The 12,744-nt window shown below is 51.7% G+C and carries 12 protein-coding genes and 2 pseudogenes; 3 read left to right on the forward strand and 11 right to left on the reverse strand.

Translation table 11 applies throughout. The features are described 5' to 3' along the window. The first annotated feature begins 52 nt into the window (after positions 1 to 52). Positions 53 to 316 carry a hypothetical protein gene (locus tag AC2UZJ_RS00235; RefSeq protein WP_486948118.1) on the forward strand — a complete coding sequence of 88 codons (264 nt, stop codon included), beginning with the start codon at positions 53 to 55 and terminating at the stop codon, positions 314 to 316. Here the strand turns inward: AC2UZJ_RS00235 and traJ are convergent. The 6 genes and pseudogenes from traJ to trbJ form a co-directional block, all read right to left on the reverse strand. Beyond that, positions 294 to 668, reverse strand: a pseudogene (gene traJ, locus AC2UZJ_RS00240) (conjugal transfer transcriptional regulator TraJ). The gene AC2UZJ_RS00235 and the pseudogene traJ sit on opposite strands and share 23 nt — an antisense overlap. After that, positions 668 to 907: a type I toxin-antitoxin system ptaRNA1 family toxin gene (locus tag AC2UZJ_RS00245; RefSeq protein ID WP_486948119.1), complete on the reverse strand. Its 240-nt coding sequence runs from the start codon at positions 905 to 907 to the stop codon at positions 668 to 670. Before AC2UZJ_RS00245 ends, traJ begins: the two are co-directional and overlap by 1 nt. 68 nt (positions 908 to 975) lie before the next feature. Continuing rightward, complete coding sequence (locus tag AC2UZJ_RS00250) at positions 976 to 1,242, reverse strand: hypothetical protein (protein WP_486948120.1); 267 nt, start codon at positions 1,240 to 1,242, stop codon at positions 976 to 978. 12 nt (positions 1,243 to 1,254) lie between these two features. Beyond that, positions 1,255 to 2,823, reverse strand: a complete 1,569-nt coding sequence (gene trbL, locus AC2UZJ_RS00255) for a P-type conjugative transfer protein TrbL (protein WP_486948121.1) — start codon at positions 2,821 to 2,823, stop codon at positions 1,255 to 1,257. A 1-nt stretch (position 2,824) separates the two neighbouring features. Beyond that, positions 2,825 to 3,007, reverse strand: coding sequence for a hypothetical protein (locus AC2UZJ_RS00260; RefSeq protein ID WP_289072850.1), 183 nt, complete (start codon positions 3,005 to 3,007; stop codon positions 2,825 to 2,827). A 2-nt stretch (positions 3,008 to 3,009) separates the two neighbouring features. Beyond that, positions 3,010 to 3,789, reverse strand: coding sequence for a P-type conjugative transfer protein TrbJ (trbJ, locus tag AC2UZJ_RS00265; RefSeq protein WP_041523384.1), 780 nt, complete (start codon positions 3,787 to 3,789; stop codon positions 3,010 to 3,012). A gap of 791 nt (positions 3,790 to 4,580) precedes the next feature. Here trbJ and AC2UZJ_RS00270 point away from each other — a divergent pair. Then, positions 4,581 to 5,186, forward strand: a pseudogene (locus tag AC2UZJ_RS00270) (IS630 family transposase); the annotation flags it as partial. Positions 5,187 to 5,626: 440 nt separating this feature from the next. Here the strand turns inward: AC2UZJ_RS00270 and repC are convergent. Genes repC through AC2UZJ_RS00285 form a run of 3 tightly spaced genes read right to left on the reverse strand, consistent with a single transcriptional unit; the run spans position 5,627 to position 7,614 of the window. Then, positions 5,627 to 6,535 (reverse strand): replication protein C, IncQ-type, encoded by a 909-nt coding sequence (gene repC, locus AC2UZJ_RS00275; RefSeq protein WP_091855258.1) that lies wholly within the window; start codon positions 6,533 to 6,535, stop codon positions 5,627 to 5,629. Continuing rightward, positions 6,525 to 7,379 (reverse strand): helicase RepA family protein, encoded by an 855-nt coding sequence (locus AC2UZJ_RS00280; protein ID WP_144726643.1) that lies wholly within the window; start codon positions 7,377 to 7,379, stop codon positions 6,525 to 6,527. Before AC2UZJ_RS00280 ends, repC begins: the two co-directional genes overlap by 11 nt. 4 nt (positions 7,380 to 7,383) lie before the next feature. Beyond that, complete coding sequence (locus AC2UZJ_RS00285; RefSeq protein WP_486948122.1) at positions 7,384 to 7,614, reverse strand: helix-turn-helix transcriptional regulator; 231 nt, start codon at positions 7,612 to 7,614, stop codon at positions 7,384 to 7,386. Positions 7,615 to 7,700: 86 nt separating this feature from the next. Here AC2UZJ_RS00285 and AC2UZJ_RS00290 point away from each other — a divergent pair, with 86 nt between their 5' ends. Continuing rightward, entirely contained in the window at positions 7,701 to 8,744 is a 1,044-nt protein-coding gene (locus AC2UZJ_RS00290) for a LuxR family transcriptional regulator (RefSeq protein ID WP_486948123.1), read from the forward strand. Positions 8,745 to 8,853: 109 nt separating this feature from the next. Here the strand turns inward: AC2UZJ_RS00290 and AC2UZJ_RS00295 are convergent, their stop codons facing one another. Further along, positions 8,854 to 10,734 carry a UvrD-helicase domain-containing protein gene (locus AC2UZJ_RS00295; protein WP_486948124.1) on the reverse strand — a complete coding sequence of 627 codons (1,881 nt, stop codon included), beginning with the start codon at positions 10,732 to 10,734 and terminating at the stop codon, positions 8,854 to 8,856. Continuing rightward, on the reverse strand, positions 10,731 to 12,716 hold the full coding sequence (locus AC2UZJ_RS00300) for an ATP-dependent nuclease (protein ID WP_486948125.1): 1,986 nt from the start codon (positions 12,714 to 12,716) through the stop codon (positions 10,731 to 10,733). The genes AC2UZJ_RS00295 and AC2UZJ_RS00300 overlap by 4 nt, the downstream gene beginning before the upstream one ends. Positions 12,717 to 12,744 lie beyond the last annotated feature (28 nt).

Genomic DNA, 12,744 nt, shown 5'->3' on the forward strand with positions numbered 1-12,744 from the left:
GAGCTGAAGTTGAGAGCATCGCTGAGTAACCTGCTCCTAATTCATAGGCGCTATGATTGATACATCAAGAGACGGATTGAGGAGCGATAGAATGAGCAAGAAGAGCCCAGAAGAATCAAGTAATTACACCAAGAAAGCTTTGCCACTCGAAGCTGACGCCGCCAGCCGGGGCGCTCAGAGACTGACAGACCAGGAGAAATTGGAACTTCGGCGGGATATGATGGAGTCTTCAGCTTGGGCAAAGGAAGAGCTGGCCCGCCGACGTAAAAACAAGGGGAGCGATCATAGCCTTGTCATGGCTCAGACCTCAGCATAACAATCTTGGTCATGACCTTACCCATTTCCTCCTGTGTCGCCTCAATCTTGCTGAGAACAGCAAGGATTGTAGACTAGCCGAACTGGGCAGTTCGCACGTCATCGGTAAGCCATAGCTTCAATAGGCCACCTAAGCGGCCAAGGTCGCCGTTGATTCGGGCCAATTCCCGAACCTGCTCATAATCCACCACACCAGAGATGTGATAACCCTGACCGACTTCGCGTAAGTACCGTGCAGCACTCATACCAGCTCGTTTTGCCTGCGCCTCGATCTGCTCCTTTTCCTCGGGCAGGCAGTACACTTTGATAGGTGTGCTGCTCTTCCTCGTTATTCGTTCTGTCTTATCGTGCATCATCTTTTGCCTTGGTTCCTTGTCACTTGGCGGATAGTGTCCAACGCCTGCTCGAAGTCATCCGGCGTCGCTCGGCCAGTTTCAGCCTGGTAGTAAAGGATTGTGAACATATTGGCGACCGCCTCCGCGACGGGCGAAATCTGCCGGGCGGTTTCCTGGTCGATGAACTCCAGGGCGGCCAGCTTGGTCGCTGCGTGATGAATTGCTTGCTGAACTTCGATATTATGCGTGGTTGTCATGTGTCACCTCTCTGACAGGTGGTATGTGGAAATGCGGGCCGGTGCACCATCACCGGCCCGTGTGCTTTCTATAGGCCGGTATTGGAAAACCCGGCCACTTCTGAAAACGGGGTTTTCCCGGTTCCAGCCCCTGCGTCATTGCTGATGCGTATGCTGCTCGATGCCCCCACCCGACCAGTAGGATCCGGGCGATTCACAAAGGCCGCAATCTCCGCTTCGGTGTCTTTCTCTTCCTCGGTCGATGGTTCGACAACCGGCACAAAATCGGCTTCTGTGCGGGGTTCCTGGTCTTTGTCGAGCATATCCAGGGCAGCCATGAAATTACGTTCTTTCATCGTCTTATCTCCTTACGTATCTTGCCGATCGCGGTTCACAAAGCTGGCAACCTCTTCATTACGTTCCTGCTGTCGTTCCTGGGCATACGAAACGTAGTCCCCGACGTCGAAGGTGTGCTTTTCCGGGTCGCGTGCTTGCCACTCAGCGTGTGATTGGCGGGCCTTGTCCTGGTCCTCGCTGGACAGAGCATCAAAGCCGCCCGCTTGGTTTACCCAGCCGCCGCCGTTGCCACCGCTCAAGCTATCGCTGTCGAACGATGCGGTATCACTCACCTGATCAGCGCTACCAGCATCGTTATCACTCTTTGGCTCCATGCTTTCACGAATTGAGGATGCCAGGCGTCCTCCGGCGGTCTGATTAGCCTTGTCTTGAAAACTTCCGGCCATCTTTGCCCCGACCCCTTTAGCAAGCTCGCCAGCCGTTCCGGCTGCTAGAGAAGCTGCCCGACCAAACCCACCGCCAGAGCTGGAACTACCCGTTCCGGAAAAACCTGCTGCCTGGGCAAATGGCGTATCACCCGTGCTCGCGTTATCACTGCCAGTGGCGCTACCACCCCAGCTTTCGCCGGTATCACTAGAGCTACCGCCGAAGCTCGGCATGTCTCCACCGGCCATATTAGTCGCCCCGGACATGGCAGCGCTTCCAAGCGCAGCACCACCCGATGCGACGGCTGCACCGGCACCGACAGCACCACCAATCAAGGCCCCTGCACTGAATGAACTACCAGCGCTCGCAGCAGCACCACCGCCAGGGATCAAACCTGCAACCACGTTTGGTACGGAGTTAACGAGAATAACCATGACAAGGGACACAACGAAAATGACCAACAATTCGTCCATTGGCGCACCTTCTGAAAGGTCGGAGTGATAACCATCGATAATAGAAACAGCGATCCCAACCAGCAGTGTCATTGTCATGATTTTGAGTGCTATACCGGCCACACTCCTGAAATAGTTGACGGCAATGTCAGAGGTCCAACGCGAGCCACCGAAGCCCAAGACAAAAATTCCCGCGTAAGCAATAATCCATGCCGTAACTAGGGCAAGAAGAACGTTGGCCGCGACAATGGCCATGCATGCCAATATGGCAAGCGTGGTCAGGAAGATGGACAAGTTGTCCATAGGGCTAGTGATGCTATAGCTGCTCGCTGCCTTAGCGATAATATCAAACGCAATATCTATCGGCGTGGACGGATTCAACCCCCTTGGCAGGCCGGATGCTTCAGCCGCGATATTTCTCAACGAGTTGATAATATCCATTGCAAAGCCAGGCCCATTGATCAACAGCCACCAAAAGAACCCGGTAGTAATGGTGAAGCGGGTAAACTCGGCGAAGAACTCGCCAATGTCGGCTTTGCGCAATGCCATCATGCCGAACGTCCAGACCATTGAGATAACAACCAGTGTCCAGAATAACCAGGACGCATGATCAGTAATTGTTGTCGCCCAATTTGAGCTTTCGGTTAAAAAACGGTCCGAAACTTCATTCAACACGCCGCCTTTATCTATTTCGGCAAAGGCGGCTGGTGAAATGGAAGCAAAGGGCAGTACTGCCCCAAAGCGAAGAAGTACTGTTTTCATATCAGAACTCCTTGCTCTTAGAGCGATCCACCGGTTCTTTCAGGCTATCGTAGATAGTCCCGTCCTGTTTTTCGCACTGCTCTTGCTGTTGGTTTGTTTTTTCGCAGTTTTCTTCCTTCTCACTACATCCCGCCATGAGGAACAAAGAAAGCAGGAGCGTCAGCATTTGAATCATGTATTTCATGCTTAGTACTCCTTGCTGTGAGAACGGTTGACTGGCTCTGACAGCCCCTCATAGAGCTTATCGCGTGAAGCCTGATACTGAGCTTCGCGGTCGGCTTCGGCCTGCATTTGCGTGCCGACGGCATTCTGCTGAGCAATCAGCAAGCTGCGGATTTGCAGGAGCTGGTTGGCCTGGTTGCTGGCGAGCTGGTTAGCGTACCCGATGGCGGCCAGTTGGCCATCCGCGCCCTGGGCGGCAGATTGCAAACGTTGGAGTTGTCGAGCGTCAGCCTGCAAGTTGTCTTGCTGCTGCTCAAGACCCTTAAACAGCGCGTCGTTGGCCTTCTTCTGCGATTCAGACGCCAGGCGGCGGTTCTCGGCCATCGCGACCCGTTCGGCATCGCTGCACCCCGCCGATGAAAAGCACGGCGAGCTGCGGTAATAGGCCACGTCCTGGAACTTGCCCAGGTAGGCATCGAGGCTGCCAAGCTGATTTTGGTAATAGGCGAGTGTGTTGGTTGCCTGGTTCAGATCATTGATGGTGCGCTGCGCCTGGTCCCAAATATGGGCCGCCGGTGCCATCGTGTTTTGCAGTTGGTTTTCGTACTGCTGGAGTTGAGTTTGGTATTCCTGAATCTGCTTGAGCGTCTGCGCAACCGCTTCCATCGCGGTCATGATGTTCTGCGATAGGTTTGTGCCATCAACTACAGGAATACCGGCGTGGACAGGCTGCAAAGTGCAGGTCGTCATGGCGACGACCAGAGTAATTTTAGCGGCTAAATTTTTTCTTCTAACTTTTTGCATTCGTTGATCTCCATTACCAATGAATGCTTTATCGTGCCTTTCAATGCATAACGTATAAGCTCAATAATTGGACATAAAAGTTGACATGGAGAAATTTAATCCAACAACTCCTACGGCGGCAGCCAATGGCCTCGCAGAGCAGGATGACCGTTGAGCGCCCGGCGCGAATAAGGTAAGTGAAGAAGGAACCACCGACTTGTCGGTGAGCCTACTTCACCTATCCTGCCCGCACCACAGCGTTGATTCTTGCACGTACGGTATGTGCATTTCTGTGCAATAACATGTTTATTCCTGTGCAAACCGTGTTTTTCCGAGCAAATCGACCTTTACAGCGGTATGACAGCGCACTTATAGCGACTCAACAGCGCTAAAATAGTGGTCTAGCAGCGTTTTGAGATGACTACTTTCCTCGCCATTCACTACACACAAAAACACAGCTTTCCTGTGAGTTGCCTCATGTGGCCACCTTGCTTGAAATCCCGCCCCTCAAATGTCAATGAAACACGTGGGCATCCGACACATTGCTTTGTTTTACAAAGACTTCCATAACACCCCACCCACTTAACTGCCATTTCATTGACTGTTTGGGGTCGGTATTAGTTGAGGCATTCTTGTTGCGCCGCGCACCCACCTTCAGACAGGTTGCGAGCACGATGTATATGCGAATAGGAAATGTAGCGTTGTAGTATGTTGTATGGTGCTACTACATAAGTGCTTAGGCAGATATTTTCATGCATACTGCCGGTAGGATCTCAGCTTAGGACGGCAGCATGGCAAGGCGCTTCATCCCTAAGCGCATTCGGCACTCACTGAAGGGCCGACGTGATGAGACAGATTTTCGCCATACCCAGGGCCTTCTGAAAGTGCTCCAGGAGCAAGAAGATCGGGGCGAGCACGAGCTGTATTACTTCGATGAGTCAGGTTTCTCGCAGTCCTCATCGGTACCCTATGCGTGGAGCGCTATCGGAAAACCGTGGGAGGTAACGGCGTACTCTCATAACCATAGGCTGAACGTGCTGGGGTTCGTGAGCCGAAAAGGGAAGCTGGTCTACCACACGACCACCGAGTCGGTCACCACCGAGACAGTCATTGAGGCGTTCGATCAGTTGGTGGCTCAGAAAGACCCCGATGCCTTCGCCGTGGTGGTGCTGGACAATGCCAGTATGCATCGCTCCAAGGCGTTCAAGAGCAAGATTCTGGAGTGGATGTCGCATCGTGTGCATCTGGTCTACCTATCCGCTTACTCGCCAGAACTGAACTTGATCGAGATCTTGTGGCGACAGATCAAATACTACTGGCTGCCCTTGGGCGCCTATCTCTCATTTGATCGGCTCTGCGCTGAGGTCCATCGCTTGCTCGGGGACTACGGCACGGAATACACGATTAATTATGCATAATCACTTACTACAAACTACACACATTTACAGACCGCTACTGGCTTAAGTTGCTATTCATCTTGATGCATTGAATACGCTTTCTGAACCGCCCAGAGAGGCGCTTCGGGCATCGCCCTCCAGTACCCCTAGTCGGCCTCTGAACGACGCTCCTGGAGCGTATAAGGCGGCTTTGGTCGTCCTTCGGACGGATTGAACGCCAAGAAGAGGTGATAGCCCTTAGCGAGGAAGCAGAATCGGCCACCCTCTTGGCGTTAAAACATCGGCCAAAGGCCGATTGAGTTGGCAAGGCATGAACGCGCCATTCAGGCGCGGGCTATGCCGCGCATGATGGATATTCTTTGGAATATCTTGGATCGATTTCCAAAACAGGCCGGAAAGCCTTGCCCTGCAAGCGTTTGCGCGATTGAAGCGGGTACCGTTATGCCGGGGATGGGATACCGTTATGCCGGGGGACGGGTACTATTATGCCGGGGATGGGTGCTGTCACGCCGGGGGCTGGCTTGGTTGGCCCCTGGCCGCCTAATCTCCCATTTTCCCTTGGCGTATTCATGTACAGTCCAGCCCACTGAAATAAGTTCAGTCAACGCTTTCCGGGCCGTCTGACGGCGCTTTTTCAAGGTGTTGGGGTTCTTCGTTGCATCCGGCCAAACGTAGTTGCAAAGAGTATTCAGTTCTACCCGTCCAGATTTACCGGCATCAATCCAGCCCGATAATCGCTGATGTATTAATCGAGCAGGATCGGTCTGTAGCGCCCGAACCTCAGTCATGTCGAGCCGAGTATGTGGACGTTCTCCCATTACAGCCTCTGCTAATCGAGGGTTTAGGCTGACAAACAGTTTACCTTCCCGGTCGTCGCTGACGTAATCGGACAAGATGCGGAAACCCTGACGCTGCCCGTTACGCTCCACAATGACCGATACTGCCCATAGGCGCTCGATGCTATCGCGGATAGTTTTGAACTGGCTGCCTCCATCGTCGGCATACCCAAGTTCTCGGGCCAGTTGTCGAAAGCTGCCCTTGGCAACCATTGCATCCTTCTCAACCGCGTCCCACTTCAGGTCTAGCAAGAGACGCAATTGCTGCCCAACTTCTGACTCTGTTTCGTTTCGCAGCACAATCCCGCGTCCCCCATCACCAGAAATTGCGGCCATAGCCACAAGCCCTTGTAGGATGCGAAGATCATCAACACCTAGAGGCTCAGGCCCCCAGAAACGTATCGAATCCTCGCCATGGGTATAGGTTACGTCCAGCTTGAGCCGCTTTCGCTCTCCACGCTTCAGACTACGGAACAAGCCAGGAGCCAGGCAGTGAGCTGGATCATGTCGAACATGGGTAAGATCAAAGCTCATCACGTGACCTCACCTTAGATTTCTTGAATGGCAGCACGCCATTGGCTACGCGCTGCCTCTCCAGCACGGCAGGTTTGAGCACACCGCCCTCGTGACGCCGGAACCAACGCTCTGCGAAAGGAGAGCCATAATTCGCCTTGCTCACGCCATAGCGAACGAAGTACCCACGCTGACTATCATCAACACCCCATTCCTCAGCCTCGGTTTGCGTCATGCCAGACAGGTACGATTGCCAGCGAATGTTATCGACCAGAACAGACGACCCACGGCTGGCCTGTTGCTGGTCACCCGCACCAATCATGGCGGCGCTCTTACTGGCATGGTGCAAAAAAACGATAGAGCACCCTGTATCGGCGGCGATGGCTTCCATACGTCCGATCACTTGCGCCATTGGACCGCTAACGTTTTCATCTTCGATGTGGAAACGACGTAAGGTGTCCAGGATCATAAGGCGGCGACCCGCAGCCGCTCGCTTAAGGCCGTCGAACCAATCGAGACACATAATGTTGGGGCACCTTCCTATCAGCGGCTCAATCAACAAGCCTTCAGCAACAGCTTGCCGCTGCTCGGCGGTGAGATGCGCTCCAAGCGCATGTAATCGGTGATGGATAGCAGCGGGAGGATCTTCTGCGGGAAGATAGATAACTGGCCCAACAGGAAATTCTCCGACTTCCAGCAAGTCTGGGCCTCCAGCGATCTGCGTGGCAAGCTGTAAGGCCAGCATGGATTTTCCGGCACCACCTGGTGAAACCAAGGCCCCTACCGTACCGGAAACCATGTTAGGTAAAACATAATCAAGAGGCGGCGGCGTTTCCGAAAAGGCCGCCATAAGATCAAGGGCCATAATGTTAGGCCCCTATGGTGTTGCCAGGTCGAGCAGCCTGGATTCCAGACGTTTTACGCGTCTCTATCCATTCTTCCACTTCCGATAAATCCCAAGCAACATTTCTGCTTGTAAGCGCTATGCGCTTCGGAAACTCCCCACGCTGTTCCAGGTTATAAATTGTGCGCGTTGAAAGTGGAATCATCTCCAAGAGTTGTTTCCTGTTGATGAGAACTTTATTTGCCATTGTTTGCATGCTTGAACCTCCATTTACCTGTTGAGGCTTCATGGTGCCAAGCAATGCAACTTGATTGAGCTTTATTTTTGGACTATAAGGTTGTTATGAATATCGAACACCAAGCTAGACTAGACCTAGGGCAAGACTACATAGCCATCCTTCCAGGCTGCGCCCAGCCTGTTTCTCTTGCTATAGCCAAATTTAGAACGCGCTGGGGACCTTACTCTGCCTTCTCTCGGCGCTACCCCATTCTTCGCCTGATACAAGAACTGATCGATCCTGCCATAGCTGAGTACATGGATTCCCTCCCAAACAGCTATAAAAACCATGTTGCAGGTATTGGCTCAGGGGTTGGATTTAGCGAAATCATCCGGCTAATAGGTCTGGAAGCAATGGTGCGCATGCAGCGCCAACTGCTACGTCAGTTCATAAAGACAAGTGATGAACAAACCCAAAGAGATCAGTGCTTCGTCGCAACCATTGAATCGTTAATCGCATTAACATGGGATTGCGCCTGTAAGCGTCCGAAGAAATCAGCAGCGACCAAAGGCGTCAACCTAAACGTACAACGAAAACATAATTTCTGCGAATTCTGTGGAAACCTTACGGAGTACTCAAAATTCATGCTCGCAGTCGAGCAGAAACAAACAAATGAGGTTGAACTTATAGACCACAAGAAACTAGAACTTAGCCACAATTACTGTAAAGAGCATCGCCCCAAACTTGCCAATGACGAGTGGAATCCAAGTTACAAACAGGCAAAGCGCTCCCTCGCACAATTCAATATCGAGCTTTCCAGGTTAACTCATCAATCTGCACATCGCGCTAAGCCTCATGCAATGTCAGGAGACAAACTGATCGATGACTATTTCTTCCTATTCATGTTGAATTTAACATTACAGCCAGCAGACGTGGCGGAGCTTCGCAATCTGGCTCGAAAGATGGTCGACTCTAAACTTTCAGACAATAAGAAGAAAATGCTGGTACTTCAGCATTATGGCTACACTCAATCTCAAATTGGCAAAAAGCTACCAAGCAGAAAACAACAACCAATGACACCTCAAGCAATATCTAAAGCATTAGCAGCGGTTCGAAAAGATTTTTTGCTTCCTGCTAACAGGCCAGGAAAAGGCCAACGGAAATTTTAGCGGCTAAAATATACCAGCTCAGGCTTGAGCCGATACTCTCTGTCCGAATTGGCAGGAAGCAACGGCCCAAAGGAGACATGAAACTTCTATTGCATGGAGCGGGAGAGCATTACCTTGGCTGTACTAAGGTAGCACCCAATATGGTCGTACCGTCTATGGTTTCGACTCCCGCCGGGGCCAGTAATTGCCGTATCCAGCCAATAGCACGCCCTCGCTCAACACTCTGGGAGAAAAACGCACGCTGCTTTGCTCTGGTAAAGGCAACAAAAAAGGTGTTTAGCTCTTCACCCCGTTGCGGCGTAAGGCTCCACCAAGTCTGATTGTCGAGCCCGTAAAATATCATCGTATGGAACTCAAGACCTTTGCTTTTATGGACGGTCATCAGAGCTACCTGGCCAATACCTTCGAACTCATCCAGCGCCTCCGTCCAGTTGCTGCTGTGTTCTGCGCACTCTTTCAGGAGAGTGACGAATCCATTCCACACCCTCGCAAAATCCCTTGCACGCTGGTAAGCGGGAAAGGATTGCCGAAACGTAGGGGTTCCGACAAATTCAAGAAGCATCTCTGCAATCTCTTCCGCCGAATCCGGACCAGGCTGGCGATGCGCTAGCTCTGCTCTTAATTGACGGACGAATGCTTCAAGCTTAACCAGCAATCGCTCCTGCGTGAGATCGTTATCCGGATCGGCAGCCTCCAGAAACAGATAGTTCTGCTGGGCCTGCTCCCAGTTTTCCGGGCTTCGGCTCGTCGCTCCCAGGCGGAGCAAAGGAACGAATATGCCGGTCAGCTCTTCACCAAGCAGATCCTGTATCTGAATTTCACCGACTGACCGGGCCGCATTTCTGATTCTGAGACCTCGTTGAGCAAAAGCAGGGGATATTTCACCCTCAACCTGATCTGCCCGCATTCTGATCAGAATCGCTACATCATGTGGTGCAACACGCCCTGACTGAACCTCACGGCTCACCCATTCAGCCAGATAATTGTTCTCGTCATCTGCGCTCCGGAATTGCCAGATAGCAGAAACCTCACCTTCGATTTCACGGGTCCCTTGTGCCTGCGCTTCTTCCACATTATCGTCTATCCGGCGGGCAATCTCGTGCTGAATACGAACCAGATCCACATGTGAGCGCCAGTTAGAAAGCAGTGTTATGCGTCTGGCAGCAAAGTCGTTTTCAAACTGGTCAAAGGCGTCATCCATGGCTCCCGCCCATCCCATGATGCGCTGCTTATCATCGCCGACTGCTGTGAAAAGAGCATCGCTACCATTGAACGCAGTTAGCAGCATGTCGAACTGGGCATAGGTGGTATCTTGGTATTCATCAAGAAAAACGATGGGATATGTCGCTTGTAAGGCCCGACGGATATATGAGTTTTCCTGCAGCAGCAGTTTTACAAGCCTGTTTATCATCGGGAAGGACAAAGATATCTCCTCTCCTCCGAAAAATTGTTCATGCCAGTAATCTGCTAACGCACGATTTACTTCAGATCCATTTGACAAGTCAATTGGCAGGTCTGTCAGAAGCAGTCTTCTCTCAAGCTGTTGAGCACTCACTCCATAATAACCATGACGCTCAATAAAATCCTCATAATCCCTACGAAACGGATTAATGATCTGATACATACCGGGGGCATTGAACGGCTCTGGTAAAGCAGAACGGAATCGGTCCAGAAGCCCCTTGGTAAAGGCATCAAAAGTCATTGAATCAAAGCGACGCGCTTGATCCCTCGGGCAACGTTTTGCAACCCTCTCAGCAAGGTTTCGGGCGGCATCCTTTTTAAAACTGATGGCCAAAATGCGTTTGGGGGCCGGACAAATACCTGTCTGAAGAAGATAGGTCGCCTTTTGTGCCAGGAACTCTGTTTTTCCGGCACCGGCACCAGCAGTCACGAGGACGCTGCTTTCGGTTTCACGTAAGGCTTCCCATGCTCTGTTTTCAAGACCACCAACTCCCTGAGGTACCCAATCATCCTTGCGTACGCGAGTCATGCATCCTCTCCCGGCAGCTCAAGCTTCTGTTTTACATGCTCAATGAGCGTCCTAAGCTCATGAGGTGCTAACCTAGCAATATCGCCGTCTGGAATACGGGAAAAGGCCGATAGGTGAGTCTCGGGCTTGCTGCTGCTCAGGAACAGATACGGGTACCATTTAAAAGCGTCATCATAATGATGAGTGTATAAAGCGGGACTGCCACCTGTTTTCAGGGTGGTGCGCTTCCTAGCCTGAATTGCCTCTTCAGTCCCCATGGGGCCGCGCCCACCGGGGTTAGGCACCTGATATGCCTGCGGAAATGCGCGTAGCATGGCAAAATCGAGATCGATAGGATAGGAGAAGAAAACACCTTCCTCACGGAAAGCATGAAGCCAGTTTGTTTGTATATCGCCGCCAAGAAGGTTTTGGTTTGTGAGCTGATCAGCTTCATCAGGATCGACATTGCCAAGCAAATATTGAGTGTTATTTCGAAAGTCATTCCCAATAGCAGCCAGGTTCTCCAAGCAGCTTCTCATGGTATTCGCCCCACCATGCCTACGCCCCAGATCAAGATCTAGCAATGTGGCATGTGGAATCTCAAGATCACTAAGCAACCGCCAGAAATGCGCTACAAACCGTCCTCCTAACGGGACGACAGGAACAAATGACGGGTCAAGTGGAACCCCCATATCTTCCGCAATTTTCGGAATGACGACGCGCTCTGAATCCCCCTCACCCAGGATTACAAATCGCGCAAAATAGAGTTCAGGATATGCTTTTACTGCCAGCCTGACATATACACTTGCCTCAGTACCATCCTCCGGTAATGTCAGCTCGCGGATCGATGAGCATCGGGCGCCTCGATCCATACGATGATATCTCACTTCATTCGGCTCTATTCGGCTCAGAATCGCCGGTGAATGGCTAGATAGCAGAACCTGCGCGGAAGGCAGTGCGCCTATATCCCTCGCTTGCCTGATAATACGAGAAAAAAAGAACGGTGAAAGGCTATTTTCAGGCTCTTCGATGGCAAGAATCGTTAGGTGAACACGGCGTAACTTATCCTGTTCAAATGAGCTGTCATCAGCAGGCAAAGAAAAAGCTTCCCGCTCGGTTTCGAGCGTTGCCGCTGTAAGGGCAATATGAAACAGAGAACGCTGCCCATCACTCAGTTCGGACAACCGACGCTCCTGCCCTTCTTCATCAGGCGCAAAGGTAAATTCGGCCTTACGAACAAGCTCCTCAAAACGATTTTCGATGAGCCTTAAACGCGGCTGACTGTCTGTATCAGCTTCATGGACCTGTTGCCACCGCTTTGAAAGACGCTTCAGCAGAACCTTCGACGGTTCTTCCGCCTCGAAGCGGTTCTGGATCTGATCCGCATTATCAAAACTTGCATCCCTGAATACCGGCGACCATTTAGCAGCCTGCCATAACCGCCCCTTAAGAAGTGCGGTCACCTGCGTCGTCGCATCACGGTTGGCTGGTAAATAGATAAACTGGATCGAAGAGCGCTCTACAGCCTGAACCCTGGAACAGTCATCCCATTCAAAATTATCATCTAGGGTTCTTATCCAGCGTATATCCTCCTCAATTGCTCCTTCCGGCGTACCGTCATCCGTCCATGTTGCTTGTAGTCGTATCCGGGCCTTAAGGGGCTCTCCCTCACCGGAAGCCGCCATCTGATTAAAGAACTCCGGAACGGCATCAAGAGGAGAAGCGTCTTGCTCTTCCAGTTCAGGGAAGGCAAGTACTGCTTCGACAAACAGACTATCGCCAGACTGCAGCTCCTGCCGGTCAATAGGTATATGAAAATCCCGACGCTGTACCGACCGCTGCGCTGATGATGTACCAAACAACCGGGACACAGCTTGCAGCACTGCCGTCTTTCCGGAGCCGTTTCCGCCGACAAGTATTGTCAGTTCTTCCTCGAAATTTAGCTCGACCACCTCATGCCCGAAACAACGAAAATTTTGTAGCTTTATCTTCTCTATTTTCATCCCTGATTACCTTTTTGTAAGAGATGCC

This window comes from Paenalcaligenes sp. DL 309, assembly GCF_057475285.1.

Bases quoted from the DNA above. Each gene is read 5' to 3' on its own strand.
- AC2UZJ_RS00285 (WP_486948122.1), bottom strand. From the start codon at position 7,614: ATGCAAACAATGGCAAATAAAGTTCTCATCAACAGGAAACAACTCTTG.
- trbL (WP_486948121.1), bottom strand. From the start codon at position 2,823: ATGAAAACAGTACTTCTTCGCTTTGGGGCAGTACTGCCCTTTGCTTCC.
- AC2UZJ_RS00245 (WP_486948119.1), bottom strand. From the start codon at position 907: ATGACAACCACGCATAATATCGAAGTTCAGCAAGCAATTCATCACGCA.
- AC2UZJ_RS00250 (WP_486948120.1), bottom strand. From the start codon at position 1,242: ATGAAAGAACGTAATTTCATGGCTGCCCTGGATATGCTCGACAAAGAC.
- AC2UZJ_RS00235 (WP_486948118.1), top strand. From the start codon at position 53: ATGATTGATACATCAAGAGACGGATTGAGGAGCGATAGAATGAGCAAG.
- AC2UZJ_RS00290 (WP_486948123.1), top strand. From the start codon at position 7,701: ATGAATATCGAACACCAAGCTAGACTAGACCTAGGGCAAGACTACATA.
- AC2UZJ_RS00300 (WP_486948125.1), bottom strand. From the start codon at position 12,716: ATGAAAATAGAGAAGATAAAGCTACAAAATTTTCGTTGTTTCGGGCAT.
- AC2UZJ_RS00260 (WP_289072850.1), bottom strand. From the start codon at position 3,007: ATGAAATACATGATTCAAATGCTGACGCTCCTGCTTTCTTTGTTCCTC.
- AC2UZJ_RS00295 (WP_486948124.1), bottom strand. From the start codon at position 10,734: ATGACTCGCGTACGCAAGGATGATTGGGTACCTCAGGGAGTTGGTGGT.
- trbJ (WP_041523384.1), bottom strand. From the start codon at position 3,789: ATGCAAAAAGTTAGAAGAAAAAATTTAGCCGCTAAAATTACTCTGGTC.
- repC (WP_091855258.1), bottom strand. From the start codon at position 6,535: ATGAGCTTTGATCTTACCCATGTTCGACATGATCCAGCTCACTGCCTG.
- AC2UZJ_RS00280 (WP_144726643.1), bottom strand. From the start codon at position 7,379: ATGGCCCTTGATCTTATGGCGGCCTTTTCGGAAACGCCGCCGCCTCTT.